23 protein-coding genes and 1 tRNA gene are annotated in these 25,465 nt (G+C 56.4%); 17 read left to right on the top strand and 7 right to left on the bottom strand.

The window, feature by feature from the left end:
- Window positions 1–6 precede the first annotated feature (6 nt).
- From lspA to B30_RS03415, 7 genes are all read left to right on the top strand, one after another.
- Complete coding sequence (gene lspA, locus B30_RS03385) at window positions 7–480, top strand: signal peptidase II (protein WP_009570609.1); 474 nt, start codon at window positions 7–9, stop codon at window positions 478–480.
- A 58-nt stretch (window positions 481–538) separates the two neighbouring features.
- Window positions 539–1,030 carry a DUF3035 domain-containing protein gene (locus tag B30_RS03390; RefSeq protein ID WP_009570610.1) on the top strand — a complete coding sequence of 164 codons (492 nt, stop codon included), beginning with the start codon at window positions 539–541 and terminating at the stop codon, window positions 1,028–1,030.
- Between the two features lie 224 nt (window positions 1,031–1,254).
- Window positions 1,255–2,601, top strand: coding sequence for a M16 family metallopeptidase (locus B30_RS03395; RefSeq protein ID WP_009570611.1), 1,347 nt, complete (start codon window positions 1,255–1,257; stop codon window positions 2,599–2,601).
- Window positions 2,598–3,905, top strand: coding sequence for a M16 family metallopeptidase (locus tag B30_RS03400; protein ID WP_009570612.1), 1,308 nt, complete (start codon window positions 2,598–2,600; stop codon window positions 3,903–3,905). The genes B30_RS03395 and B30_RS03400 overlap by 4 nt, the downstream gene beginning before the upstream one ends.
- A 69-nt stretch (window positions 3,906–3,974) precedes the next feature.
- A complete protein-coding gene (gene mutL, locus B30_RS03405) occupies window positions 3,975–5,879 on the top strand; it encodes a DNA mismatch repair endonuclease MutL (protein ID WP_009570613.1) in 1,905 nt (634 codons plus the stop codon).
- Window positions 5,879–7,060, top strand: a complete 1,182-nt coding sequence (locus B30_RS03410; RefSeq protein ID WP_009570614.1) for a DNA recombination protein RmuC — start codon at window positions 5,879–5,881, stop codon at window positions 7,058–7,060. The genes mutL and B30_RS03410 overlap by 1 nt, the downstream gene beginning before the upstream one ends.
- Window positions 7,061–7,174: 114 nt before the next feature.
- Window positions 7,175–7,567 carry a DUF3775 domain-containing protein gene (locus tag B30_RS03415; RefSeq protein ID WP_009570615.1) on the top strand — a complete coding sequence of 131 codons (393 nt, stop codon included), beginning with the start codon at window positions 7,175–7,177 and terminating at the stop codon, window positions 7,565–7,567.
- Window positions 7,568–7,621: 54 nt separating this feature from the next.
- On the opposite strand, the gene B30_RS03420 is transcribed toward B30_RS03415, so the two are convergent.
- Complete coding sequence (locus B30_RS03420; protein WP_009570616.1) at window positions 7,622–8,935, bottom strand: hypothetical protein; 1,314 nt, start codon at window positions 8,933–8,935, stop codon at window positions 7,622–7,624.
- A gap of 71 nt (window positions 8,936–9,006) precedes the next feature.
- Here B30_RS03420 and B30_RS03425 point away from each other — a divergent pair, with 71 nt between their 5' ends.
- Both B30_RS03425 and B30_RS03430 read left to right on the top strand, forming a co-directional pair.
- On the top strand, window positions 9,007–10,008 hold the full coding sequence (locus B30_RS03425) for a hypothetical protein (RefSeq protein WP_009570617.1): 1,002 nt from the start codon (window positions 9,007–9,009) through the stop codon (window positions 10,006–10,008).
- A gap of 33 nt (window positions 10,009–10,041) precedes the next feature.
- Window positions 10,042–11,040, top strand: a complete 999-nt coding sequence (locus B30_RS03430; RefSeq protein WP_009570618.1) for a hypothetical protein — start codon at window positions 10,042–10,044, stop codon at window positions 11,038–11,040.
- 40 nt (window positions 11,041–11,080) lie between these two features.
- Here the strand turns inward: B30_RS03430 and B30_RS03435 are convergent, their stop codons facing one another.
- The 3 genes from B30_RS03435 to B30_RS03445 all read right to left on the bottom strand — a co-directional run bounded on the left by B30_RS03435 (window position 11,081) and on the right by B30_RS03445 (window position 13,690).
- Window positions 11,081–12,988 carry a rhamnosyltransferase WsaF family glycosyltransferase gene (locus tag B30_RS03435; protein WP_009570619.1) on the bottom strand — a complete coding sequence of 636 codons (1,908 nt, stop codon included), beginning with the start codon at window positions 12,986–12,988 and terminating at the stop codon, window positions 11,081–11,083.
- A 440-nt stretch (window positions 12,989–13,428) separates the two neighbouring features.
- Window positions 13,429–13,554 (bottom strand): type B 50S ribosomal protein L36, encoded by a 126-nt coding sequence (ykgO, locus tag B30_RS03440; RefSeq protein WP_005850168.1) that lies wholly within the window; start codon window positions 13,552–13,554, stop codon window positions 13,429–13,431.
- A 61-nt stretch (window positions 13,555–13,615) separates the two neighbouring features.
- A tRNA-Val gene (locus B30_RS03445) sits at window positions 13,616–13,690 on the bottom strand.
- A 283-nt stretch (window positions 13,691–13,973) separates the two neighbouring features.
- Here B30_RS03445 and B30_RS03450 point away from each other — a divergent pair.
- A complete protein-coding gene (locus tag B30_RS03450) occupies window positions 13,974–14,834 on the top strand; it encodes an N-formylglutamate amidohydrolase (RefSeq protein ID WP_040401752.1) in 861 nt (286 codons plus the stop codon).
- 7 nt (window positions 14,835–14,841) lie between these two features.
- On the opposite strand, the gene B30_RS03455 is transcribed toward B30_RS03450, so the two are convergent.
- A complete protein-coding gene (locus tag B30_RS03455; RefSeq protein ID WP_009570622.1) occupies window positions 14,842–16,095 on the bottom strand; it encodes a DNA polymerase IV in 1,254 nt (417 codons plus the stop codon).
- A 93-nt stretch (window positions 16,096–16,188) separates the two neighbouring features.
- Here B30_RS03455 and B30_RS03460 point away from each other — a divergent pair, with 93 nt between their 5' ends.
- From B30_RS03460 to B30_RS03470, 3 genes are read left to right on the top strand one after another with little or no spacing between them, the layout of a single operon-like run.
- A complete protein-coding gene (locus tag B30_RS03460) occupies window positions 16,189–17,082 on the top strand; it encodes an SPFH domain-containing protein (RefSeq protein WP_009570625.1) in 894 nt (297 codons plus the stop codon).
- A complete protein-coding gene (locus B30_RS03465) occupies window positions 17,082–17,369 on the top strand; it encodes an NfeD family protein (protein ID WP_009570626.1) in 288 nt (95 codons plus the stop codon). Before B30_RS03460 ends, B30_RS03465 begins: the two co-directional genes overlap by 1 nt.
- Window positions 17,356–17,793, top strand: a complete 438-nt coding sequence (locus B30_RS03470) for an NUDIX hydrolase (RefSeq protein ID WP_009570627.1) — start codon at window positions 17,356–17,358, stop codon at window positions 17,791–17,793. The genes B30_RS03465 and B30_RS03470 overlap by 14 nt, the downstream gene beginning before the upstream one ends.
- Before the next feature lie 14 nt (window positions 17,794–17,807).
- Here B30_RS03470 and pyrF read toward each other — a convergent pair whose 3' ends face one another.
- Complete coding sequence (gene pyrF / locus B30_RS03475) at window positions 17,808–18,521, bottom strand: orotidine-5'-phosphate decarboxylase (RefSeq protein ID WP_009570628.1); 714 nt, start codon at window positions 18,519–18,521, stop codon at window positions 17,808–17,810.
- Between the two features lie 238 nt (window positions 18,522–18,759).
- Between pyrF and clpB the strand changes: the two genes are divergently transcribed.
- Window positions 18,760–21,378 carry an ATP-dependent chaperone ClpB gene (clpB, locus tag B30_RS03480; RefSeq protein WP_009570629.1) on the top strand — a complete coding sequence of 873 codons (2,619 nt, stop codon included), beginning with the start codon at window positions 18,760–18,762 and terminating at the stop codon, window positions 21,376–21,378.
- Window positions 21,379–21,440: 62 nt separating this feature from the next.
- Here the strand turns inward: clpB and B30_RS03485 are convergent, their stop codons facing one another.
- A complete protein-coding gene (locus B30_RS03485; protein WP_009570630.1) occupies window positions 21,441–21,875 on the bottom strand; it encodes a DsrE family protein in 435 nt (144 codons plus the stop codon).
- A gap of 187 nt (window positions 21,876–22,062) precedes the next feature.
- Here B30_RS03485 and B30_RS03490 point away from each other — a divergent pair, with 187 nt between their 5' ends.
- The 3 genes from B30_RS03490 to msrQ all read left to right on the top strand — a co-directional run bounded on the left by B30_RS03490 (window position 22,063) and on the right by msrQ (window position 25,186).
- Window positions 22,063–23,580 (top strand): FMN-binding glutamate synthase family protein, encoded by a 1,518-nt coding sequence (locus B30_RS03490; protein ID WP_009570631.1) that lies wholly within the window; start codon window positions 22,063–22,065, stop codon window positions 23,578–23,580.
- Between the two features lie 65 nt (window positions 23,581–23,645).
- Complete coding sequence (gene msrP, locus B30_RS03495; protein WP_009570632.1) at window positions 23,646–24,572, top strand: protein-methionine-sulfoxide reductase catalytic subunit MsrP; 927 nt, start codon at window positions 23,646–23,648, stop codon at window positions 24,570–24,572.
- A 2-nt stretch (window positions 24,573–24,574) separates the two neighbouring features.
- Window positions 24,575–25,186 (top strand): protein-methionine-sulfoxide reductase heme-binding subunit MsrQ, encoded by a 612-nt coding sequence (gene msrQ / locus B30_RS03500; protein WP_040401753.1) that lies wholly within the window; start codon window positions 24,575–24,577, stop codon window positions 25,184–25,186.
- Window positions 25,187–25,465 lie beyond the last annotated feature (279 nt).

Below are 25,465 nucleotides of genomic sequence, written 5' to 3' on the forward strand. Positions count from 1 at the left end.
CACAGAATGCGGCTCACAACTTATGCAGCGCTGATCACCTTTGTGATCGACCAGCTCAGCAAATGGGTCGTGGTTCATGCGCTCAATCTGAGATCGGTGGGGGAGATCGAGGTCTTCCCCCCCTATATTGTGTTTCGGATGGCATGGAATCGCGGGGCGAATTTCGGGCTTTTCGCGGAACATGGCGCGCTTTTGCGCTGGGGTTGGGTGATCCTGGCGGTGGTGATTTCGGCTTGGGTTCTGAGCTGGGTCAAACGCGAAAACTTCACGCGCCTTGGTCAAATCAGTGCCGGGCTTTTGATTGGTGGTGCGTTGGGCAATGCCTTGGATCGCATCCTTTATGGCGCTGTGGCGGATTTTCTCAACACCTCCTGTTGCGGTTTCAGAAACCCCTATGCGTTCAATGTCGCCGATATTGCCATTTTTGCCGGCGCCTTTGGTCTCATCCTTTTCACCGGCGAGCGCAAAAACCGCGCGTGACCTTGGTCGCGCCTTGGTCTAAACATAGCTCTGACGCGATGGTGCGGAGGAAAGTCATATGGTTTCAAAATCGGTTCGTATGGGCATGTGCCTTTTGGCTTTGACAGTGCTTGTGGCCTGTGGTCAGAGCCGCGCATTGACCCCGAATGCGGTTAAAACCGGACCGGATGAGTTTGGCCTCGTTCCGAACAAAACGCTTCAGCAGCCCGCAAGTTTTTCCTCTCTGCCGGTGCCAACGCCGGGAGGGACCAATCTGACGGATGCGACGCCGAAAGCGGATGCGATTTTGGCGCTTGGGGGGCGTGTGCCGCCCGCAACCGGGATTGATGGCGGCATCGTCAGCTACGCCTCTCGCTACGGCGTGGACCCTTTGATTCGCACGGACTTGGCGACATCGGACGCCCGCCGCAGTAAAGCCCGCTCTGGCTTCCTTGGACTTGGTGGCAAATCCTATGAACGGGCCTACCGCGGTCTTGCTCTGGATGCTGTCGCCGAATGGGAACGCTTGCGTGCTTTGGGCATTGTGGTGCCCTCCGCGCCACAGGATTAAAGCGTTCCGCCATAAACCTGAATCACGGGTTTACGGCGGAACGTCCACTCCATTGATATGTCTGGCAGCGTCACGCCTTTCCCCTATCTCAGATGAAAGGCGTGACGCTTTAAACCCGCCTCCCGATTGATCAAATCCCCGTCACCCCACCTTGCCCTTCACGCGCTTTGCGCGCAACTATGGGCCTGTCGTCCGCGAATGGACCCGACAAAGAAGGTGACCGGATGAAACATGGCCTGATCGCAGCCTTGATTGCGTTTTCTACCCCCGTTTTTGCGGCAGATGTCAGCACATATACGCTCGACAACGGTATGCAGGTTGTGGTGCTCGAAGATCACCGCGCCCCCGTTGTGGCCCACACTGTGTGGTACAAAGTGGGAGCCGCCGATGAACCCATGGGCAAAAGCGGCATCGCGCATTTTCTTGAGCATTTGATGTTCAAAGGCACCGATAAAATGGCCGCAGGCGAGTTGTCCGAGACAGTGACGCGCAATGGCGGATCGGACAATGCCTTCACCTCATGGGATTACACCGCCTATTATCAACGCATTGCCGCGGATCGGCTGGGCCTGATGATGGAGATGGAAGCGGACCGGATGCGTCATCTTCAAATGACCGAAGAGGATGTCGCGACCGAGCGTCAGGTGGTTTTGGAAGAGCGCAACCAGCGCACGGACAATGACCCCGGCGCCCTGTTTCGCGAACAAACCCGTGCCGCGCAATATATGAACCATCCTTATGGCGTCCCGGTGATCGGTTGGCGGCATGAGATGGAACAGCTCAATCGTGAGGACGCCTTCGCCTTTTATCATCGTTATTATGCCCCCAATAATGCGATCTTGGTTGTGGCCGGGGATGTCGATCCCGATGCGGTTTATGAGCTGGCCAAAACCTATTACGGCCCGATTGAGCCAACGCCAAATTTAGGTCCGCGTGTGCGCCCCTCTGAGCCGCCGCAATTGGCCGAACGACGTTTGACGATGTCGGACGCGCGCGTGGCCCAGCCCTCTGTGGCGCGGACCTATCTGGCCCCGGAACGCAATCCCGGCGATCAAAAAACAGCCGCCGCCCTGAGCATTCTGGCGGAGCTTTTGGGAGGCAATTCAACGACCTCCTTTCTGGCGCGCACGCTCACGTTTGAAAATCCCAAGGCGATTTATGCGGGCGCCTATTATGATGGCTCTTCCATTGATGAGGGTACTTTCAGTCTGGTGATGGTGCCAAAGCCGGGGGTGTCTCTGCAGGAAGGCGAGGAGGCGCTGGATGCAGCGCTTGCCAAATTTATGGCAGAGGGGATTGATCTGGACGAATTGACACGGCTTAAAACCCAACTGCGCGCCGGACGTATTTATGCCGAAGACAATATCGAAGGGCTCGCGCGCCAATATGGCGAAGAACTCGCGGTTGGCTTGTCGATTGAGGATATAGAGGCTTGGCCGGATCGTCTTCAGGCGGTGACGCCGGAAGATGTGATGGCGGCCGCCGCAGAGGTGTTTGACCGTCGTCATGCGGTGACGGGGTGGTTGATGCCGGAGCAACAACCCGAGACACAACAAGGGGCAGACGGATGAAACATTTCGCAGTCGCGCTGATGGCGCTGGTTTGGTTCGTATTCCCCGTGCAAGCCGCCGTTGAGATCCAAGACATCACCACGCCGGGCGGGATCAATGCCTGGCTCGTCGAGGAACATTCGATCCCCTTCACCGCCCTTGAAATCAGCTTTCGCGGTGGCACGGTCTTGGACCGTCCCGGCAAACGCGGGGAGGTCAATTTGATGATGGCGACCTTGGAAGAGGGGGCGGGTGACATGGATGCACAGGGCTTTGCCAAAGCCCGCGACGCCTTGGCCGCAAGTTTTGATTTCGGCGCTTATAGCGATTCGGTTACCATTTCCGCCCGATTTTTGACGGAGAACCGCGATGAAGCGATGCAGCTTTTGCGTCAGGCCCTGATGGAGCCGCGCTTTGACCAAGATGCGGTGGATCGGGTACGCGGGCAGGTGATGTCGATCTTGCGAAATGCTGAAACCGATCCCGGCGACATGGCCTCTAAGGCGTTCAATGCGATGGGTTTTGGCGACCACCCCTATGGCAGCGACGACAATGGCACATTTGACAGCGTCGCAGGTCTGACCCGCGACGATATGTTTGCTGCAAAGTCCCGTGTGATGACCCGCGATCGGATTTATGTTGGAGCGGTGGGGGATATTTCGGCTCAGGAACTGTCCACACTTTTGGATGATCTGCTTGGCGATCTTCCCGCCACTGGGCCAAAGTTGCCGAACCGCGTTGACCCTGCTCTGGCGGGTGGCATCACGGTTGTGCCGTTTGAAACACCGCAATCCGTTGTGATTTTTGGTCAAAAGGGCATTCGGCGCGATGATCCCGATTTCATCCCGGCCTATATCGCCAATGAGATCCTGGGTGGCGGGGCGGATTCCCGGCTGATGCGTGAGGTGCGTGAAAAGCGCGGGCTGACCTATGGGATTGGGGCTTATCTTGTCGCTTTTGACCATTCCGAGCTGATCATGGGGCAGTTTTCATCGGGCAATGGTTCGGTCTCCGAGGCGGTGGATGTGGTCAAACAGGAATGGGCCAAAATCGCCGCCGATGGCATCACTGAGGAAGAGCTCGACATAGCTAAAACCTATCTGACCGGCGCCTACGCACTGCGGTTTGATGGCAATGGCCCGATTGCGCGCATTCTTGTCGGCATGCAAATGGATGGGCTGTCCAAGGACTATATTGCCACGCGCAATGATTTGGTGAATGCGGTCACGCTTGATCAAATCAACCAGGTGATCAAACGGATTTATGATCCTGAAACGCTGACATTTGTCGTCGTTGGTCAGCCGGATGGACTTCAAACCAACTGAGCTGGCGGATGAAACGGCACGTCGAAATGTCGTGGTCGAATCGGAGAGGATTATGCTACCTCTAGTGGCATGAATTTACCTCACCGCAACATAAGCCAAGATGAACCGCGCTCCCAATCGCGTCCTGTGATCCGTCAACTCGACGAGGGCGCGATCAACCGCATTGCAGCGGGCGAGGTGGTCGAACGGCCTGCCTCCGCTGTCAAAGAGCTGGTGGAAAACGCCATTGATGCGGGGGCGCGCCGGGTTGAGATCGACTATGCCGATGGCGGGAAAACCCTCATTCGGGTGAGTGATGACGGCTGTGGCATGACGGGTGACGACTTGCCCTTGGCCCTGTCGCGTCATGCCACGTCAAAAATCGACGGTTCCGACCTGTTGGACATTCACACCTTTGGCTTTCGCGGTGAGGCTTTGCCCTCTTTGGGTGCTGTCGGACGGCTCAAAATCACCTCTCGGGTCGAGGGTGGCGAGGGCGTCACCCTGTCCGTCTCTGGCGGGCATATGGACCCGGTGAAGCCCGCCGCCTTGACGCGCGGCACCGTGGTTGAGCTGAGTGATTTGTTTTACGCCACGCCGGCGCGGTTGAAATTCCTGCGCACGGACCGGGCTGAGGCACAGGCGATTTCGGACGTGATCAAACGTCTGGCGATGGCCGAACCCTATGTCGGCTTTACCCTACGCGATGTATCGGGTGGCGGCGAGGGTCGGGTGGTGTTCCGGGTTGATCCTGAAAACGGCGATATGTTCGACGCGCTGCACGGGCGTCTGGCCAAGGTTTTGGGCAAAGAGTTTGCCGAAAATGCTTTGGCGATTGATGCCGAGCGCGAGGGTTTGACGCTGACCGGCTATGCTGCGCTGCCGACCTATTCACGCGGCTCCGCGGTCTCGCAGTTTCTCTTCGTCAATGGCCGTCCGGTGCGCGACAAACTTTTGGTCGGGGCACTGCGCGGGGCCTATTTTGATTTTCTCTCGCGCGATCGCCATCCGGCGGCCTGTTTGTTCCTTGAATGCGATCCGCATTTGGTCGATGTGAACGTGCATCCGGCAAAATCCGAGGTGCGGTTTCGTGATCCTGGGATCGCGCGCGGCTTGATCGTTTCTGCCTTGCGTCATGCTTTGGCTGGGGCGGGACATCGGGCATCGACCACGGTGGCGCATGCCACATTGGGGGCGATGCGGCCGGAGGTGACGGACCCGCGAGTCTATCAAATGGACCGGCCTTCGATGGGCGGATACGCTGCGCCTTATCGCCCGTCATCCGAGGCGACGGCGCAAAGCTATGCCTGGCAAGCGCCCGAGCACCCCGTGCGCAATGAGACGCCGGGGTTTGCCGAAATGTCTGTGCCCTCTGCGCGGATGGAACGGGTTGCGCAGCAGCCCGAAACCGAGGCCTTGCCTTTGGGGGCGGCGCGCGCGCAGGTACATGAAAACTACATTATCGCCCAGACGGAACGGGGCATCGTGATCGTCGACCAACATGCGGCACATGAGCGGCTGGTCTATGAGAAACTGAAACACCAGATGGCGGAACATGGTGTCAGATCACAGGCGCTTTTGATCCCCGAAGTGGTGGATCTTTCTGCCAATGATGCGCAGATGCTTTTGGATCTGGCCGAGGATCTGGCCCGGCTTGGGCTGGTGATCGAACCCTTTGGCGGTGGCGCGATTGCGGTGCGTGAAACGCCTGCGGTGCTGGGCCGCGTCGATGCCAAGGCGATGATCAACGACATTTTGGATGAGCTGGCGGATCTGGGTGACAGCTTTACGATTCAGGCGCGGATCGAGGCGGTGTTGTCGCGCGTGGCGTGCCATGGGTCGATCCGCTCTGGTCGTCGGATGCATGCCGAGGAAATGAACGCCTTGCTGCGCGAGATGGAGGCCACGCCGCATTCCGGTCAGTGCAACCATGGCCGACCGACCTATGTCGAACTGAAGCTGTCCGACATTGAACGCCTGTTTGGACGGACCTGATGGATAAGATAACGGAGGCCGGGTTGGCGTTGGATCAGATGATGATCTTGATTTTTGGCGGCATCGCGGCGCTGGTTTTGATCATGGTGATTTTGCTGTTTGTGTCGGTGCGCCGCTCTGGCGCTGCGATGCGGATGAGCGGACCAATGATGCATCAAATGGGACAATTGGGCCAAACGGTGCAACACCTCTCTGATGGCCAACACCAACTCGCCGGCGGGCTTCAACACGTCTCTGAGGCGCAAGCCGCCGCGCAAAGCCATATGATCCAGATGATGGAAAAGCGGTTGTCGGATGTGTCTTTGGCGATGTCTGAGAACCTTCAGGGGTCGGCGCGGCGCACGGCGCACTCATTAGGCGAGCTTCAGCAACGGCTGGAGACGATTGATAAGGCGCAGGCGAATATCGAAAAGCTGTCGGGCAATGTCTTGTCGCTGCAAGACATCTTGTCGAACAAGCAAACCCGTGGTGCCTTTGGGGAAATTCAGCTCAATGACATCGTCAGCAAGGCGCTGCCGAAAGACAGCTATACGTTGCAGGCGACGCTGTCGAATGGGCGGCGCGCCGATTGTTTGATCCACCTGCCAAACCCGCCGGGCCCGATTGTGGTCGATAGCAAATTCCCGCTTGAGGCCTATGAGGCGCTGCGGCGCGCGGACACGCAATGGGAGCTGAACGAGGCGGCGAAAATGATGCGGACCTCGGTGAAAAAGCACATTTCAGACATTTCCGACAAATACATCCTTGAAGGCGAAACTGCCGATGGGGCGTTGATGTTTTTGCCCTCTGAGGCGGTCTATGCCGAGCTTCACGCCAATTTCCCGGAGCTGGTGCGCGAAGGGTTTGATAAAAAGGTCTGGATCGTGTCGCCCACCACCTGCATGGCGACGCTTCACACGATGCGGGCGATTCTCAAAGACGCCCGGATGCGCGAACAGGCGGGGGCCATTCGCAAGGAATTGTCGCTTTTGTCCGGGGATGTGGAACGGTTGGGGCAGCGGGTTGGCAATCTGGACCGGCATTTTGGCCAGGCCTCGAAAGACCTTGAAGAGATCAAAATCTCAGCAGAAAAAGCCGGAAAGCGGGCCAATCGACTTGATAATTTCGACTTTGAGGAGCTTGCACCTGATGCGGAAGTGGTGCGTGTGCCGAGCGTCGGAGCGATTGCGCCAAAGCTCTGAGCAGGGTAGGCTTTTCGTGTGTTGACCTGTGTCATGTCAGTCTGATGCCGGATGTTGCACAGTGATTTACCACAGACGGACCAGATATTTACGCACAGTCGGAGGACGCGAAAGATGGATATCAGCCCAAACAAAGTTGCCTTTGTGATCGTCCGCGCCCGCGAACTTGGCGCGAAGGTGGGGCGCTGGGATACGCCGTCCGATGATGCCGATGCGGATACGATCCTTGAATCCCGGTCCTCCGATGGCACAGAGCGCGAATTGGCCAGCTTTATCCGGGGCCTGAACGATGATGAGAAATCCGCTTTGGTGGCGATCATGTGGATCGGGCGCGAGACCTTTGATGATTATGACGAGGCGTTTGAAACCGCGAAGACGGAGGCCACAGCCCCGACGGATCGCTACCTTTTGGGCATCCCGCTTTTGTCGGATTATCTTGAAAGCGGGCTTGAAACGCTTGGAATTGATCCTTCTGAGTTTGAGGATGAAATTTATCGCAAGCTGTGAGGCGTGCCACGTCGATGGTCCCTTGGGACCTGTGCAACGCCTGACACATCCGGGCTAGGCTAAACGCCGCAAGAGCGTGGCGTAATAGTCGGCTTCGACGCCCGTGCCGAACTGCGCAAACAGATGTTCAAGACGTTCCGCTGCACGGATGTTGAGCCCGGCACGGATCAAAATGCGGATTTGGGTCAAAAGCCCCGCCTCGCTGTTGGGAACAAGGGCAAGTTTCCCAATATCCAAGAGACCGTCATCGACAAATTTTGACACTTGGGCCACAAGACCTCGGTTGTAAAACTGTCCCGAAAGCAAGAGCCGCAGGGCAGTCTTTTGCATTGGCTCCCCAAGGAAGGGCGCAAGAAGCGCCACGCGTTCGGCAAGATCGGGCATCTCTTGCTCAAGCTGGCGCATGAATTGAAGGGCAGGGTGACCCATCGCGCGGGCATTCACACCGGCAAAAAACGCACCAAGCTCAGCCACATGATTGGGCACCGAGGTTTGTGCCGTAATTTGGGCGGTGGATTTGTCTTTATGATCATGCAGACCCAAAATCAGGCTGATCAATGTGCTGCCTTCGACGGAATAGCTGGGGAAATGTAAAAACCGTTCGGGCAGTTCGCTGATCACGCAATCGGGTTTGACAAGCCGCACCATCGCCGGATCGACAGTGGTGCCATAGCAAAACACCACTTCTTCGAAATCAGAGGCATAGGCCGGAACGAGGCGCGTTGAAAACGAGGTGCCAAAGGCCAGACAGCGCCCTTTTCCTTTGGGATTATAAAGCACCAGGACGTTACCGTGGTTCAAAATCAGGCTGGCAAAAACGTTGAAATACGAGGTTTCCTGTCCAAACATGCGCCGCCGTTCGGCGTTGACCACATCGTGGTATGAGCCAATCGACAGATCGCCGGTTTCACTGTCGAGTGACGGTTGATAGGCCAGATCCAAATCGCGGGTTCGACCGATCCGACCACGCAGCGTCTTGTAACATTCAAGCGCAGCGGGTTGGGTCCAATGTGAATCGCGCCCAGTGTAAACCGTGCCCCCCTGAGCCTTATAATCGCGCAATTCCTCAAGCGGGTAGTGATAGCCGGGGGCCATTTGGCCCAACACCTCACGCACCGGGCGGGCTGCGCTGATCTCAATCCCGTCGGGTAGGTTTTCGGGATAAACACAATGCGCTTCGGGGACAATGATGCCGAGGAACGGCACGCTCAAACGTTCAATCACCGTACGATTGTGACGGTGGACCGAGAGGGCTGAGCTGAGCAAAGGGACTTCGCCCGCCAAATGGCCGAGCAAGTTGTTTGAGTCTTTGCCGTTCAAAAAAAGAAAGCCATTGCGACCCATCATAGCTTTTTCGGAAATCGTCATATTGTCGTCCTGTGCGAATTAATGCCATTGTCGCCAGAGACCCGTGGCGCCTATCGTTGACGGGTTTGATAATGGAGAAAGCGTTGATCCGCACCAAGAAACTAATCCTGCATATCGGCTCGTGGAAGACTGGCACGACATCCATTCAAAGCTATCTCAGCGGCAAATATCAGCAGTTGAAAGCGGATAAAGTTCTCTACCCCATGACCAGTCGGCGCCGCGCCGATGGCGGTGTCGATACGGCGCATCACCGGCTTCGCATGCTGTTGGATGGCGCAGATGGGGCGATGACGCTACAGGTGGCGGGTGTGTTGGACCGTATGGCTGTGGAGCTGAAGCAAGCCCAATGCGAGACGCTGTTGTTGTCGTCTGAAACCTTTATGGATTTTCGTCGTCCCGAAACGCTACGTCGCTACATTGAGGCCGATGAGGTTCAGATTGTGGCCGTGTTTCGAAATCAGGCCGAGTTCATCTCTTCCATGTATTATACAGAGGTGTGCCATCGGAAGGTGATCGACCTGCCAATGGACTATCTGGATGGGTTTAACGGCAATCTTCTGGATTATGCGAGTTGTCTGGTGCCTTGGCGCAGGGCTTGGCCAGAGGCACAGTCCTCCGTGTCCTTGTTTGAGCGCGGGACGCCCGCCCGCGATTTTCCTGCGGCTCATATGATGGCGCAGATCGGGTTGAACTGGCCTGTGGTTGCCGAAGACAATCATGTCGAACACAAGTCTTTGCCCGCGCAGGCCACGCTGTTTTTGCGGCAACTGGCGGCGTCGGGGTGGGATGACATGTCGTTTTTCGATGTTTTCAAGATGTGCCATCGCAACGCAGACTGGTTCGCCCCGGTGAAAGAGCATTATTCGCCTGATGTCTTACAGCAAATCTTTGCGGATTATGCCCCGCAAAATAAGGCTTTGGCAGAGGAGTTCGTCTCCAACGGTCCGCGCGAATTTGCTCCACTGGTATTGACGGAGCGCGACACATGGGAGCGCGCAATGGGCGATACATCCGCCGTCTTTCCCACGATTTTAAAACGGATTTCGCGCAGCGCCGCGAATGCTTGCACATGATTATTTCGATTGCCCAAAAGACACGAGGCGCGCATGACACCGATCCAGTTTGACCGCCTGATCCTGCATCCGGGATCGCCCAAAACTGGCACTTCTGGCTTACAGAACTTTCTGTTTCGCAAGCGAGATACGTTGCGCGACCTGGGGTATCTTTACCCGATGAGTGGGATAGATGTGGAGAGTGGCACGGCAAAGGGGCATCATGCCATAGCGCTTGCGATTGACCCCAACGCAAGCGAGCCATCTGAGCATTTGCGTGCCATGCTTGAGGCGCTGCGTGCCGAAATAGCGGCGGCCCCCGACAAGACCGTCATCCTGTCCTCAGAAGAGTTTTTTCATGCCCAGCGCATGGAGATCTTCAAGCATTATCTTCAACCAGCCTCTTGTCAGATTTACGTCAGTTTGCGCCCACAATATGAGGTGATGAACGCCAATTATTATACGCAGGTCACCCATAATCGCATCAAAAACCCACCTGAAGCCTATTTCGATTCAATGAAGCTGGGGCTTAAATTCCCAGAGATCATGACCGTCTTTGCGCAGTTCACCCACAACACGGACGTCAAATTGCGGGTGTTTGAGCGCGGGTCTCCCGTGCGCAAAAGTCCGATCGAGGATTTTCTGACGGTGATGGGGATTGATCTGAACTATGATCCCGAGGACAATATCGTTGAGCATCCAACCTTGCCTGCGGTTGCGACGCTGTTTTTGCGCTGGCTGAATGATGTGGGGCTGTCGCAGACCGATTTCTTTGAGGTGTTTCAAGACCTGCACAAGATGCGCCCGAGTTTATCGAAACAGACCTACACCATGTCGCCTGACTATATGCGCACGGTCGTCGAGCGGTTTGAAAGCGACAATATATGGTTGCGACAGAATTTTGGCGACGGCGCATCTAAGCCGCTGTTTCAAGCACCTGAGTATCCCGATGCAGAGCTTTGGGAGCAGGAGGTGGGTCACGATCTTGCCGCTGTGCAACACAAGTTTCTAAAGCAGCTTTGCACCATGGCCGAAAGCGGCAAAAGTCGCTGAACCGGCGGGATCGGACCGGGCTTGCCCGGCCAGACCCTGATCATTTCGTCACAATAGCTGCCAGATCAGCCAAAGCGTCGCGCAGACAGCTTTCCTCATCCATGACGGGCGAGGCGATGGCATTGTCATACCGGGTGTTGAGATCTTTCGCGCGTTTCACCGCAACGCGGAACCCCTCGACAAGCGTTTCGGGCGACATTTCAACGGGGATGAGGTTGCGGTTTTGTTTGGCCAGCCAAGCGTCATTGCGCAGATCGGTCTTATTGGTCACGGTCGGCAGACCATAGGCTGCCATCTGAAAATGCACGATCCCTGGGTGTGGGGTGGTAATCACCGACAGGCCGATGTCGCCGGTCAGCAAAAACTCCTCGTAGTCCTCTTTCGGCATTTTCGGCACCATCCGTAGCTTTTCAGAGCCGCCCAGATCAATATCGTCGATTTTACCCAAGGTGCCGAGGGCATAAAACTCCCAATCCTCCCCGGCAAAAACACCCTGTCTGATCGCCTCGCGCAGCGCATAGACCAACATGCCGAAATGGTTGCGCGCAGCATGACCTTCGGGGCGGCCATACATGATGAAACGGCGCGTTTCGCGACCGCTGTTCATTTCGACAAAGCGATCCTTGCCGACATTCAGCCGGACAAGCTGATTTTCGATAGCGGTATACCGATAGTCTTTTCCGGCGCGCTCAAACACCGGGGTCTTTTTCTGAAAGAACTCGATCAGCTTGTGTGAATTATAGACTGCGTCATGCGGTAGGAAAAATGCAGATTCATTGAAACTGCGCATGTCGGTATTGGCGTGAAAGTCTGGTTCGTATTCCTGAATGAAAAAGATCGGTTTTTGGTTGGCCGATGCGGCAATCTTTTGGGCAATCCGGTGTAATTCCGCACAGTAGGAAATGACATGATAATTGGCCGGAATTTCAACAGCGCGAGTCTGGGCGTCGAACTTCTGAAACCCATGAAACATATTGTAGATTTTGGGCATCTTGATGCGCATACGCAAAAGATTGCCTTCGTGCTTTTCCATGCTGGAGTGGTTGATGACCATCAGGCGCAGGCCAATCCCGGTCTGTTCGGACAGCTTGCGCAGGAAGCCATAAAACGCCAAATAGCCGCCAAACAAGATTTCGGGCAGGAAATCGGGCACCAGCACCAAAAGCCCTCCCGGTCCCTGCGCCTCAGTGCGGCGAACCTTCACCTTCCCACCATAAAATTCCATGGCATTGAGCATGTCGAGGGCTGCGAGGGCGGTCACGCCGGGCAGGTTATCTTCCAAGGCTAGGCGGGTTTCGGCCTCTTGTTCGGCACTCTTTTTCTCTGCCAATGACTTTAGATATTGGTCATGCGAGATGACATGCCGAACCTCTTTGGTCTGAACCAGCAAGAAATGTTGAAAACCTGAGGCGATCAGGTTTTCCCCGATGGCTATTGTGACATCCTCGTATAGATCGCGGTATCCCGACTCCGAAAACTCTGCGGATGGGGAAAGCTCTTCTTGTGTGACCTGGCTGAAATAGTAATCCACCACGGTCGGGTAGCCAGCCATTCGTGCGCCGTAGGTCTTTTCAAGAAAGCGGCGATCCAGAGCGAGATAGGTCTGGCGGGCCAAGTTGATCTGGGACTTGGTAAAGGGGTGCCGACCGGTTTCGTTCACCCCAAATTCCAGCCAGTGACGAAAGCCCGTCTCACCGGAGGCCTGTGTCAGGTTCTTACGGACATCCGTGTTTTTCTTGCGATAGAGAATTTCGGAGAACCCATCATGGGGATCATGGCCCAGAAACCCACCGAGACGCCGATAAAAGTCGAGAGGGCTTTCGCCTTCCAGGCCATGTCGCGCAATTTCGTCACGATAGGTTGTCTCATACCAAGCAGCGTCAAATCCCTCTGCCACGAGGAGATCAATGACATTTTGGGTGTCTGCGATGGTATCTTGGGTGTCCATGGACCGATCTCACTTTGCTTTAAAACGAATGCCTCTGGTTCCCCCAGATGCGTTTGGTTGTGTTTGGTGAAAGTCTTGCCAATTTGAAATGCAACAATGGTTGGGCTTTGACTGGGCTGTGGTTTAAATAATCGGAGGACAACGTGACCCGTGTTGTACCGCCTGTTCGGCATCCCCGCGCGGGCGAATTTTCTTAAGAAAATACATACTTGAAATCTTCACCCCTTAAATCCTACCCACGCTTTGGTCCCGCGCAGGGCGTCTTTTTACCATGTTCCATGTGGATACCACGCCGCGACAGATGGGCGCAAGAATGCCGTATCCTTCGCCGGAGCGTCTGAAAAGGCGCGTAGATGTGATGCGTTTGGGGGGGCAGTTCAGAGAGAACACAAAAAAACCGCCCGTGAAACACGAGCGGCTTTTTTTGATCGCTGCTGATCTCAGCCCTGACGGGCTTTGAAACGGCGCTGCGTCTTGTTGATCACGTACACGCGGCCTTTACGGCGCACGACGCGGCAGTCGCGGTGCCGGTTTTTCAGCGAGCGGAGCGAGTTACGAACTTTCATAGTCTTTCTCCTTTTCGCGGCGCCTGCGTGCGCCTGTTAAAACCAATATAACGGCGGAGGATGGTGGGCGTAACAAGGTTCGAACTTGTGACCCCTTCGATGTCAACGAAGTGCTCTACCACTGAGCTATACACCCATTCCTCCATGGGAAACTCGCGCCTTGATCTCGTTTCGCCTCGCAGCGCAAAGAACAAGACGCGGGGCATTCCCGCGTCAGTGCGGGTGCGTATAAAAGGAGTCGAATGATTGTTCAAGGCCTTTTGGCATTGAATTTCAATGTCCAAAGTCTTTTGTAATTTATCCGGGTTACGGATTGGATGCAAAACACCCACAGGAGTGACCCGGCGGACGCCTTTTGCACTTTCGTGATTCAGAAAAAACACAAAAGCCTTTATAGTTTGCGGTGAAAGGGAGTGTCGATGAGCAAAGTGCCATATCTGTTAAGAAGACCGGAGAGCAGAACCTCTTGCGTGGTCTTTGCTTCGCCGCACAGTGGGCGCGATTATCCCGCAGAGATGGTACAACAGTCGGTTTTAAGCCCTCTTCAACTCCGCTCTTCTGAAGATGCGCATGTAGACCGGCTTTACGCCGATGTGCCACGATTCGGTGCGGTGATGATCTCGGCCACCTATCCGCGCGCTTGGGTGGATCTCAACCGACATGCCGATGAAATGGACCCGGCCTTGGTGGCGGGGGTGTCTCGCGTCGGATTGAACCCGCGCATCGCCTCCGGGCTTGGGGTGATTCCGCGTGTGGTGGCCGGTGGCCGGTCGATTTATCGTGGGAAAATAAGCCGAGAAGAGGCGCAAGAGCGGATCAGGACCGTGTGGCAACCTTATCATCGCTTGCTTCAGGCGGTGATCGACGAATCTCTGGCTTTATTTGGCCAATCCATTTTGATTGATTGCCATTCGATGCCGCGCGAGGCTCTGTCCGCAGTGCGCAGTGGCAAAGGGCGGCGGCCCGAAGTGGTGATCGGCGATCGCTACGGCGCATCGGCCAATCCGAGCATTGTGATCGAGGTGGAGCGCGCGTTTCGGCAGCAGGGCTTTGAAGTGGCGCGCAATGTGCCCTTTGCGGGGGCCTTTGTGACACAGCATTACGGCCATCCGGCGCGGCGCTGCCATGCGATTCAAGTCGAGATTGATCGCTCTGTTTATATGAATGAACTGACGCTTGTGCCGCATTCCGATTTCAACGAGATTTGTGCGCGTGTTGGGGCTGCGGCGGAAGTGATTGCCAAAATCGGGGCGGAGCGGGTGCCAATGGCCGCAGAATAGTCTCTGGCTACCGAAGTGCGCGACCTTTGCGAATCGCGTCTTTGCCAAATTTGCGGCGGATCTCATCGCTGGCGCGCTCGGCACGGGCACGTTTGATCGCATCCGGGTCCAGTAAATCCGCCGAGATATCGGCCTGGTCGGCGGGTACCAAATCCGAGAGACCGACACCGATCAATCGAAACGGACCTTTGTCGATCGCCCCATCCAAAAGCCCGCGCGCGGTGCGATACATTTTATCGGCCATATTGCTGGGTTCGTGTAGGGTCACACGTCGCGTCAGCGTGCTGTGATTGGTGCATTTGAGTTTGAGTGTGACCACGCGCCCCGCAATGTCTTTCGCCTTGGCGCGGTCGGAGACCTGTTCGGCCAGCCGCCAGATATGCCCGTCCAAAATGTCGAGCGAGGCGGTGTCTTCGGGGAAGGTGGTTTCTTTGGAGATGGATTTGACCGGACGTTTGGCGGAAATGCTACGGCTGTCTTGGCCGCGCGCCAGATGCCAAAGCCGGTCCCCCATCGACCCAAACCGCAGGTGCAAATCGGCTTTCTCCCAGCGCCTCAAATCGGAAAACGTCCGTATCCCGGCCTTTTCCAAAGAGGTGCGGGTGGCTTGGCCGACGCCCCAAATCAGGCTCACAGGTTTTGGCGCGAGAAACGCCATCGTCTCTGCCGCGCCAATCACCGAAAACCCGCGCGGCTTGTCCAAATCGGAGGCGACTTTGGCGAGGAATTTGTTGTGGCTGAGCCCGATGGACCCGGTCAGCCCCAATTCCGTGTGCATCCGTTTGACCAGCCGCGCCAACATTGCCGCAGGCGGGCGACCATGCAGTCGCGCCGTGCCGCGCAGGTCCATAAACGCCTCATCCAAAGAGAGCGGTTCCACATCCGGGGTGAGTTCGTTCATCATGTCACGGATGGCGCGAGAGGCCTCGGCATAGGCCGCCATGCGAGGTTTGACCACCACCGCTTCGGGGCACAGGGCGAGGGCTTTGAACATCGGCATGGCCGAGCGCACACCTTTGATCCGGGCGATGTAACAGGCGGTGGAAACAACGCCGCGTGTGCCGCCGCCGATGATCACCGGTTTGTCGCGCAGATCGGGATTGTCGCGTTTCTCCACAGAGGCATAGAACGCATCGCAATCCATATGTGCGATGGCCAGATCATACAGCTCAGGATGCGCAATCACCTTCGGCCGCCCACAGGAGGGGCAGCGGGCACCAGTTTCAAACATTGTAAGGCAATCACGGCAAAGCGCGGGCATATGGGTGTTCCTTGACCTCCCTCCAGTCTATACCCAACTCAAGGGAGGGGCTATCCTTCGCCTCGTATATCCGTGTTCATCGGGGGAGTTTTCATGAACCAGTTCGATCCGTACCAGTTTCTCAGCGGCGGCAATATTGTCACCTTGGCCTTGGCGCTTTTCATTGTTTTACTTGTTCTCAAAGGCGTGCGGATTGTCCCGCAGTCTGAGAAGTTTGTGGTCGAACGATTCGGTCGTTTGCGCACCGTGCTTGGCCCGGGGATCAACTTTGTCATCCCGTTGATTGACATTGTGGCCCATAAAATTTCCATTCTTGAACGCCAACTTCCCAATGCGATGCAGGACGCGATCACCTCGGACAACGTGTTGGTCAAGGTCGAAACCTCGGTGTTTTACCGCATCACCGAACCTGAGCGGACCGTGTACCGGATTCGCGATGTCGACGCCGCTATTGCCACGACCGTGGCCGGGATCGTGCGCTCAGAGATCGGGAAAATGGAATTGGATGAGGTTCAATCAAACCGATCCTCATTGATCACCACGATCAAAGCTTCGGTAGAAGAGGCGGTGAATGATTGGGGCATCGAGGTGACGCGGGCCGAAATCCTTGACGTGAACTTGGATGAGGCCACCCGCGCCGCGATGATGCAACAGCTCAACGCCGAGCGCGCCCGCCGTGCGACGGTGATGGAAGCCGAAGGTCAAAAACGCTCTGTCGAACTGGCCGCCGATGCGGCGCTCTATTCCGCCGAGCAAACTGCCAAAGCCCGCCGGGTTCAGGCCGATGCCGAAGCCTATGCCACGGGTGTTGTCGCCGAAGCGATTGCCAAGAACGGTCTGGAGGCCGCGCAATATCAAGTGGCTTTGAAACAGGTCGAAGCGCTGGTTTCCTTGGGCGAAGGCTCGGGCAAACAAACCATCGTGGTTCCGGCGGCGGCTTTGGAGGCCTTTGGCGACGCGTTCAAACTGTTCAAAGGCAAAGCGTGATGGAACAGGTCATTCTGTTTTTGGAATGGTGGGCCTGGGGCTTGGCTGCGATCATCCTGTTTGCGCTTGAGGTCATGGTTGCGGGCTTTGTGTTTTTAGGCTTTGCCGTGGGCGCGGCGATTGTGGCGCTGTTGCTGTTTCTGGGCTGGTTCGGATCGAACCTTGCCGTCTTGGTGCTGATCTTTGCAGTGGTGTCGCTTTTGGCCTGGTTTGCCATGCGTCAAGTATTTGGCATTCGCAAAGGTCAGGTCAAAGTCTGGGACAAAGACATCAATGACGACGTCTGACGTCGTGCGGCCCTTTGACGGTGCGAAAATCGCGATTCTGCGTGGGGATGATGTCCTGACGCTGTTGCGCGATGATCGTCCCGACATTGCCTATCCCAATCAATGGGACCTTCCGGGCGGCGGACGCGAAGGGGCGGAGTCGCCTTTTGCGACAGCCGCCCGAGAGCTGTTTGAGGAACTTTCGATCAAAATCGATCCGTCCTGCGTGATCTATCATGTCGAAGAGAACGGTCACGCCAACCCGGCGACAAAGGTGCATTTTTTTGTCGCCCGGTGGGAGGCGCTTTTGGACACAGATGTGCGTTTGGGGGATGAAGGCCAGTGTTGGACGTGGATGCCCGCACGCGATTTCACCACCCGCTCTGACGCTGTGATCTCTTTGCGTCACAGATTGACCCGGGCGCTTGATGCGCTCGGGCTTTGATCTTTACAGTGCGCTCACTGGTTCCAAGTGGGGGCGTTGGCAATTTCGTGTTGAATGCGCAGCGCCGCTTCGCGCGGATCGGCATCTTGCCAAACCGGACGCCCGACCACGATATGATCGACGCCATCGCGAATGGCCTGCGCCGGGGTGGCCACACGTTTTTGATCACCAAGCGCGGCCCCCATCGGGCGCACGCCGGGGGTGACGATCAGCTTGCCTTCTGCTTCGGGCAGGGCGCGGATCAGAGCGGCCTCTTGCGGTGAGGCAATCACGCCATCGGCGCCGGCAAGAAAAGCGTTGCCCGCACGCTCTTGGACAAGATCGCGGATATCACCGGGCTTGATCAACGCCCCGTCCAAGTCTTCCCGATCCAATGAGGTCAGCACAGTGACGGCGAGGATTTTCATGTCCGAGCCGGACGCGCCCTCTTTGGCGGCTTTGACCACATAAGGGTCGCCGTGGACGGTGAGAAAATCCATGTCGTGCTGCGCCACGCCGCGCACCGCGTTTTCAACAGTCGCGCCGATGTCGAAGAATTTCATGTCCAAAAAGATGCGTTTGCCACGCTCTTGTTTGAGCTCATTGGCCAGGGCAAAGCCGCCACTCGTCAACATGCCAAGACCGATTTTGTAAAACGATACGGCATCGCCGATCTTGTCGGCCAAGGCGAGGCCTTGCACGACATTTGGGACATCAAGGGCAACGATCAGGCGGTCATCAGCGGTCATGGAAGCATCCTCTTTCACAGGTTTCCCCTTCCTGCGCAGAACGCCCGTGTGGGTCAAGAGCCGGATGTGCCGAATGCGGTTTAGGGGCGGCGAGGTGGGGTGTGAAAATGTTTCAATTTGGCAACAGTCCCTCTTGCGGAGCCTGCAATCTGACCCCATCTAAAGGTCAAGGTCCCACCCAAAGATGTGCCGTATTCGGGCATCGCGATTGAGGGGCGCTTACTGAAGGAGAGACAGTATGAACATGGAGAAATTCACCGAACGTGCCCGCGGGTTTATTCAGGCGGCACAGACCATTGCGATGCGCGAAAACCACCAACGTCTGGTGCCGGAGCATCTTTTGAAAGCCCTCATGGATGACGAAGAGGGCTTTGCCACCAACCTGATTTCAAATGCTGGCGGTGACCCGAAATTGGTCCTGTCTGCTGTCGACGCAGCCGTGGCTAAAAACGCCAAGGTCACCGGCGACGCGGGTCAGATTTATTTGGACCGCAGTATTGCCGAAGTTCTTGATGAGGCCGAGAAGCTTGCGAAAAAGGCAGGCGATAGTTTTGTGCCCGTCGAGCGGCTTTTGACTGCGCTCGCGATTGTCAAATCCAAAGCCAAGGATGCTTTGGAAGCTGGCGGCATTGACGCCAAGAAACTGAACGCCGCGATCAATGACATCCGCAAAGGCCGCACTGCTGACAGTGCCTCGGCCGAAGAGGGCTATGACGCTCTGAACAAATATGCCCGTGATCTCACCGAAGCGGCGCGTGAAGGCAAGATTGATCCAATCATTGGTCGCGACGAAGAAATTCGCCGCTCGATGCAGGTGTTGTCTCGCCGGACCAAAAACAACCCGGTTTTGATCGGGGAGCCGGGCGTGGGTAAAACCGCGATTGCCGAAGGGCTTGCGCTGCGGATCGTCAACGGCGACGTGCCGGAGAGCCTGAAAAACAAACGGCTTTTGGCGCTGGATATGGGGTCGCTCATTGCCGGGGCAAAATATCGCGGAGAATTTGAGGAGCGGTTGAAATCCATTCTCAAAGAGATTGAGGCCGCTGCGGGCGAGGTCATCCTCTTTATTGATGAGATGCACACGCTTGTGGGCGCGGGCAAATCGGATGGGGCGATGGATGCCGCGAACCTGATCAAACCGGCGCTGGCGCGGGGGGAATTGCATTGTATCGGTGCGACGACCTTGGACGAGTACCGCAAATATGTGGAAAAAGACGCGGCCTTGGCGCGGCGGTTCCAACCCGTTGTGGTTGAAGAACCGACAGTCGAGGACACGATCTCCATCCTGCGTGGGATCAAAGAGAAATACGAACTTCACCATGGGGTGCGGATTTCAGACTCCGCGCTGGTTGCTGCGGCGACGCTCAGCCACCGTTATATCACGGATCGGTTCTTGCCGGACAAAGCCATCGACTTGGTCGATGAGGCTGCGTCGCGTCTGCGGATGGAAGTGGACAGCAAGCCCGAAGAATTGGACGCGCTGGATCGCTCTATCCTTCAGCTTCAGATCGAAGCTGAGGCTTTGAAAAAAGAAGACGATGCGGCCTCCAAACGGCGGCTTGAGAAGCTCGAAGAAGAGCTGTCGGACTTGTTGGAGAAATCTGACTCGATGACGGCGAAATGGGAAGCCGAGCGGCAGAAACTCGAAGGCGCGCGCGATCTGAAAGAGAAACTCGACCGGGCACGGGCCGATTTGGAGATTGCCAAACGCGAAGGCAATCTGGCCAAGGCCGGTGAGCTGTCCTACGGCGTGATCCCGCAGCTTGAGAAAAAGCTGGTGGAGGCCGAAGCCGCAGAAGATCAGGATCTCATGGTCGAAGAGGCCGTGGGACCAGAGCAGATCGCAGGCGTGGTGGAGCGCTGGACCGGGATTCCGACGTCCAAGATGTTGGAAGGCGAACGCGATAAGTTGTTGCGGATGGAAGATGGCCTGCACAAACGGGTCATCGGTCAGGAAACAGCCGTTCACGCCGTTGCCAATGCGGTGCGGCGCGCGCGGGCGGGTCTCAATGATGAAAACCGTCCGTTGGGATCGTTCCTCTTCCTCGGGCCAACGGGGGTCGGGAAAACCGAACTGACGAAAGCGGTGGCTGAGTTCCTGTTTGACGATGACAATGCGATGGTGCGCATCGACATGTCGGAGTTCATGGAGAAACACAGCGTCTCTCGCCTGATCGGTGCGCCTCCGGGTTATGTCGGTTACGACGAGGGTGGTGTTTTGACCGAGGCCGTGCGGCGCAGACCCTATCAGGTTGTGTTGTTCGATGAGGTCGAAAAGGCCCACCCGGATGTGTTCAACGTGCTGTTGCAGGTCTTGGATGATGGCATTCTGACCGATGGTCAGGGCCGGACTGTGGACTTTAAACAGACGCTGATCATTCTGACCTCGAACCTTGGGGCGCAGGCGCTGAGCCAGTTGCCCGATGGGGCAGACAATGCGCAGGCCAAGCGCGATGTGATGGACGCGGTGCGGGCGCATTTCCGGCCAGAGTTCCTCAACCGGCTGGACGAGACGATCATCTTTGATCGGCTTGGGCGCGAGGACATGGGCGGGATCGTCGAGATTCAGCTTGCTCTGCTCGAAAAGCGTCTGGCGAAACGCAACATTGGTCTGGCGGTGGATGCCGATGCCAAAGCATGGTTGGCCAACGAAGGCTATGACCCGGTATTTGGTGCGCGGCCTTTGAAACGGGTGATCCAACGCGCGTTGCAGGACCCGCTGGCGGAACTGTTGCTGTCGGGCGATGTTGTGGATGGTGATACGCTTCCGGTCTCTGCCGGCTCTGGTGGGCTTTTGATTGGGGAAAAAACCGGGGCGACCCATCAGTCCAAACCGGATGATGCCGTGGTCCACTGATCCGGTGTTTCAGTGAAATCAAGAAAGGCGGCCTCTGCGGGCCGCCTTTTTTATGGCATCTGCTATGGTTTGATGTAGCTGTAGCCCGCTTCTTGCAACTCGACCAAACGTGCGACTCCGGAGGGCACGACGACCGCCTCGTCCAGTACCTCAAGCGGCTTATCCATTTTCTGGCGCATCACGCGCAGGGTGTTTTCGCAGGCCGAAAACTGTACGTCGTGAAACTCAAGCGCCATGGTTTCGATCCGGTCCGCCACCGGGCTTTGATCCTTGAGAAACATCTGTAACCCCGGACCATAGGCGACGATTTCAAGAATGACGGTATCGCCGATGGAGTTGAAATAAGCACGCGCATTGCTGGCGTTGTTCAGCGCCATGTTCATCACGCGCATATCACTGTCGTCGACATGGATTGCGATTTTATGGGTGATCCCTTCGGCCATGGCGCCCCCAGCGCAAAACGTGATGGTCAGACAGATGATGAGTGCTTTCCACATATAGGTCTCCCTTTTATCTGTCGATCCTAGTCACATCCGATGTCCCCTGTCACGCTGCAGTGCAGGATGTTTGGTCCGTGTGCTGACGCGGGAAAGTTTACGCTAACATCCGCGGAAAGGCGGTTGCGTTTCCGTGTCACTGTGGCAGGGTCCGGCCTACGCACAGCATCAGCTCACGAGGTTTTCTATGACGGTTTGGCATTGGACAATGGGGGCCCTTCAGGTGCTCGCGCTTATCTTTGTTCTGGCAATTGGGTTTATGGCGCTGGCGGCGCTGGCGCTTTATGTCCTCGACAAGCGCCAGACACGGGACGCGATCCTGCGCAACTATCCGGTCATCGGCCACTTCCGGCATTTGTTTTCCTCTTTGGGCGAGTTCTTTCGGCAATATTTCTTTGCCATGGACCGTGAAGAGATGCCGTTCAACCGCGCCCAGCGGGATTGGATTTACCGCGCCTCCGATGGCAAGGGCAACACCGTGGCCTTTGGCTCAACCCGCAGCCTGTCGATCCCGGGCACACCGATTTTCATGAACGCGCCGTTTCCACCGCTTGATGATCAATTCACCTCCACCGACCCGATGGTGATCGGCCCGCATTGCCGCGTGCCTTACACTGCCAAATCTATCTTTAACATTTCCGGCATGTCCTATGGCGCGATTTCCAAACCGGCTGTCCTGGCTCTTTCAAAAGGCGCAAAGGAAGCGGGCATTTGGTTGAACACCGGTGAGGGCGGTTTGTCGCCGTTTCACCTCGAAGGCGGGGCGGATCTTGTCTATCAAATCGGTACGGCGAAATACGGCATCCGTGATGATGCGGGCAATCTGGATGATGACAAGCTGCGCGCGATGGCGGCGCATGAAACCGTGCGGATGTTTGAGATCAAGCTGTCGCAGGGGGCAAAGCCGGGCAAGGGTGGAATTTTGCCCGCCGCCAAGATCACGCCCGAGATTGCGCAAATCCGCGGGTTGAAACCGGGCGAAGACGGCATTTCCCCGAACCGCCACCGTGAAGTGGATGATTTTGGCGATTTGCTTGATTTCATCGACCACATCCGTGAGGTCACCGGCAAGCCGGTTGGGTTTAAATTCGTCGTCGGCTCCTCGCGGCCTTGGGCGGAGTTCTTTGAGATGATCGTCGAGCGCGGGCCAGAGAGCGCACCGGATTTCATTACCATTGACGGTGGCGAAGGCGGTACAGGCGCGGCGCCGATGCCGCTGATCGACCTTGTGGGGATGCCAATCAAAGAAGCGCTGATCCGCATTGTCGATTTGCGCGACAAATACGGGCTGCATGATCGCATTCGGATTGTGGCGGCGGGCAAGCTTGTGAATCCGGCGGATATTGCATGGGCGATTTGTGCGGGCGCGGATTTTGTCGCCTCTGCACGCGGCTTTATGTTCTCACTGGGCTGTATTCAGGCGCTCAAATGCAACAAGAATACCTGTCCCACCGGTATCACCACCCATGATCCGCATCTTCAGGGCGGGCTTGTGGTCAATGACAAGTATAAGAAAGTCGCAGCCTACGCCAAGGCCTCGACCTATGAGCTTGAGATGATCGCGCATTCGGTCGGGGTGTTGGAGCCACGTCAAATGCGGCGGCGTCATGTGCGGATTGTTCAGGCCGATGGGACGTCCATTCCGCTGGACCGTATCGTGCCAAGTTTTGATGCGGAACGTTACAATACCCCAACGCAGTTGTGACATGAGTTTGTTTGGCGGTTGATGCGGTCCGGGCTACTCTTTCCTTGAGCCTATGGGAGAGACACATGTCCAAGATGCACAGCCTGCCTTATTCAACTGTTACACCGGAACAGACCTACCTCAACCGTCGCGCCCTTTTGGGCGGGATCGCCGGGGCGGGTCTGTTGGCCGCCACGGGCGCGCGGGCACAGGAGGTGCCGGAGTTTCAGATCAAAGGCTTCGACACCACAGAAACACCGAACAGCTTTAAAGAGATCACCACTTACAACAATTTCTATGAGTTCGGCACGGGTAAAGAAGACCCCGCGCGTTATGCCGGATCTCTGACCACCGATCCCTGGTCTGTCGAGATCGACGGGCTGGTGTCGCGTCCGGGCTCTTATGGTCTCGGGGATATCCTCGCCAAGATGGATATCGACGAGCGCATTTATCGGTTCCGCTGTGTCGAGGCCTGGTCGATGGTGATCCCGTGGAACGGGTTTGAGCTGCGCCAGCTTCTTGAACTCGCGGGTGTCGAGCCCTCCGCCAAATATGTCCGCTTTGAAACGCTCTATCGCCCGGAAGAAATGCCGGGGCAAAAACGCGCCATTTTGGATTGGCCTTATGTCGAGGGTCTGCGGCTTGATGAGGCGATGCATCCGCTGACCATTATGGCCACCGGGCTTTATGGTAAAACCCTGCCCAATCAGAATGGCGCACCGCTGCGTTTGGTGGTGCCGTGGAAATACGGGTTCAAGTCGATCAAGTCGGTGGTGAAGATCACCTTGATGGAGACCCAGCCGGTCAACACATGGAAAGCGATCAATCATCGCGAATATGGATTCTATTCCAACGTCAACCCAGAGGTGGATCACCCGCGTTGGACCCAAGCCAGCGAGCGCCGCATTGGTGGTGGCGTGTTTGCCCCCAGGATCGCGACGATCAAATTCAACGGTTATGAAGACCAAGTTGCCAGCCTGTATAAAGGCATGAACCTGAGCAAAGAGTATTAAGCGTGAGAGACCAGATCAATCGCCTTGCCCGTAAGATCCCGACCTGGCCTCTTTATATAGGGTCGTTGATCCCACCGGCGTGGTATTTCTATGCCGGGGTCACGGGTCGGATGGGCGTTGAACCGATCAAAGCGATGGAACATGCGATTGGCATTTTGGGCCTTCAGGTTCTGATCGCCTCTCTTTGTGTGACGCCCCTGCGCACATATGCGCGCATCAACCTGTTCAAATTCCGTCGTGCGCTCGGCCTGATCGCCTTCTTTTATATCGTACTGCATCTCTTGGTGTGGCTGCTTTTGGATGTGCGCATCCCGAGCCAGATCATCGCTGACCTCTATAAGCGCCCCTATATCACCATCGGCATGGCCGGTTTGCTGTTGCTGATCCCGCTGGCGATCACGTCCAACCGCTATTCCATCCGCAAGCTCGGCGCGAACTGGCGACGGCTGCATTGGCTGGTTTATCCGGCGGTGGCTTTGGGTGGCATCCATTTTGTCATTCTGCGTAAGGGATGGCAGCTTGAGCCGCTGCTGTATTTGACCGTGATCGGAGTTTTGCTTTTGATCCGGGTTCCGATGGCGCGGGTGATCCCATCGCGCGCGCGACACACCTGATTCTAGGATTTGAGGGGGCGAGTCGTGAGACTCGCCCTTTTCTGGTGTGATTCACCTCCGATTCCAGAGGTGATTTGTGCTGATTTGCGCCTCGAATACCAAATGTTGCGCGAGGCTCTGTGGATAACCCTATTCTGTTACGTTGTCGCCGGATGCGAACCGCCTCGGATGCCAGGCCCAAGTGGGAAACGACAGGAAATGATATAAAAAATACCATTATTAACAATAGCTTATAACGTTTTTTGGGAAATCTGTCATAAAACTGAAAAAAGGGGTTGC

Source organism: Celeribacter baekdonensis B30, from assembly GCF_000299875.1.
Lineage (GTDB): Bacteria > Pseudomonadota > Alphaproteobacteria > Rhodobacterales > Rhodobacteraceae > Celeribacter > Celeribacter baekdonensis_A.

Bases quoted from the DNA above. Each gene is read 5' to 3' on its own strand.
- B30_RS03460 (WP_009570625.1), top strand. From the start codon at position 16,189: ATGAACCAGTTCGATCCGTACCAGTTTCTCAGCGGCGGCAATATTGTC.
- B30_RS03470 (WP_009570627.1), top strand. From the start codon at position 17,356: ATGACGACGTCTGACGTCGTGCGGCCCTTTGACGGTGCGAAAATCGCG.
- mutL (WP_009570613.1), top strand. From the start codon at position 3,975: ATGAATTTACCTCACCGCAACATAAGCCAAGATGAACCGCGCTCCCAA.
- B30_RS03420 (WP_009570616.1), bottom strand. From the start codon at position 8,935: ATGACGATTTCCGAAAAAGCTATGATGGGTCGCAATGGCTTTCTTTTT.
- B30_RS03395 (WP_009570611.1), top strand. From the start codon at position 1,255: ATGAAACATGGCCTGATCGCAGCCTTGATTGCGTTTTCTACCCCCGTT.
- B30_RS03390 (WP_009570610.1), top strand. From the start codon at position 539: ATGGTTTCAAAATCGGTTCGTATGGGCATGTGCCTTTTGGCTTTGACA.
- B30_RS03415 (WP_009570615.1), top strand. From the start codon at position 7,175: ATGGATATCAGCCCAAACAAAGTTGCCTTTGTGATCGTCCGCGCCCGC.
- ykgO (WP_005850168.1), bottom strand. From the start codon at position 13,554: ATGAAAGTTCGTAACTCGCTCCGCTCGCTGAAAAACCGGCACCGCGAC.
- B30_RS03455 (WP_009570622.1), bottom strand. From the start codon at position 16,095: ATGCCCGCGCTTTGCCGTGATTGCCTTACAATGTTTGAAACTGGTGCC.
- B30_RS03400 (WP_009570612.1), top strand. From the start codon at position 2,598: ATGAAACATTTCGCAGTCGCGCTGATGGCGCTGGTTTGGTTCGTATTC.
- B30_RS03435 (WP_009570619.1), bottom strand. From the start codon at position 12,988: ATGGACACCCAAGATACCATCGCAGACACCCAAAATGTCATTGATCTC.
- pyrF (WP_009570628.1), bottom strand. From the start codon at position 18,521: ATGACCGCTGATGACCGCCTGATCGTTGCCCTTGATGTCCCAAATGTC.
- lspA (WP_009570609.1), top strand. From the start codon at position 7: ATGCGGCTCACAACTTATGCAGCGCTGATCACCTTTGTGATCGACCAG.
- B30_RS03485 (WP_009570630.1), bottom strand. From the start codon at position 21,875: ATGTGGAAAGCACTCATCATCTGTCTGACCATCACGTTTTGCGCTGGG.
- B30_RS03490 (WP_009570631.1), top strand. From the start codon at position 22,063: ATGACGGTTTGGCATTGGACAATGGGGGCCCTTCAGGTGCTCGCGCTT.
- msrP (WP_009570632.1), top strand. From the start codon at position 23,646: ATGTCCAAGATGCACAGCCTGCCTTATTCAACTGTTACACCGGAACAG.
- B30_RS03450 (WP_040401752.1), top strand. From the start codon at position 13,974: ATGAGCAAAGTGCCATATCTGTTAAGAAGACCGGAGAGCAGAACCTCT.
- B30_RS03430 (WP_009570618.1), top strand. From the start codon at position 10,042: ATGACACCGATCCAGTTTGACCGCCTGATCCTGCATCCGGGATCGCCC.
- clpB (WP_009570629.1), top strand. From the start codon at position 18,760: ATGAACATGGAGAAATTCACCGAACGTGCCCGCGGGTTTATTCAGGCG.
- B30_RS03410 (WP_009570614.1), top strand. From the start codon at position 5,879: ATGGATAAGATAACGGAGGCCGGGTTGGCGTTGGATCAGATGATGATC.
- B30_RS03425 (WP_009570617.1), top strand. From the start codon at position 9,007: ATGGAGAAAGCGTTGATCCGCACCAAGAAACTAATCCTGCATATCGGC.
- B30_RS03465 (WP_009570626.1), top strand. From the start codon at position 17,082: ATGGAACAGGTCATTCTGTTTTTGGAATGGTGGGCCTGGGGCTTGGCT.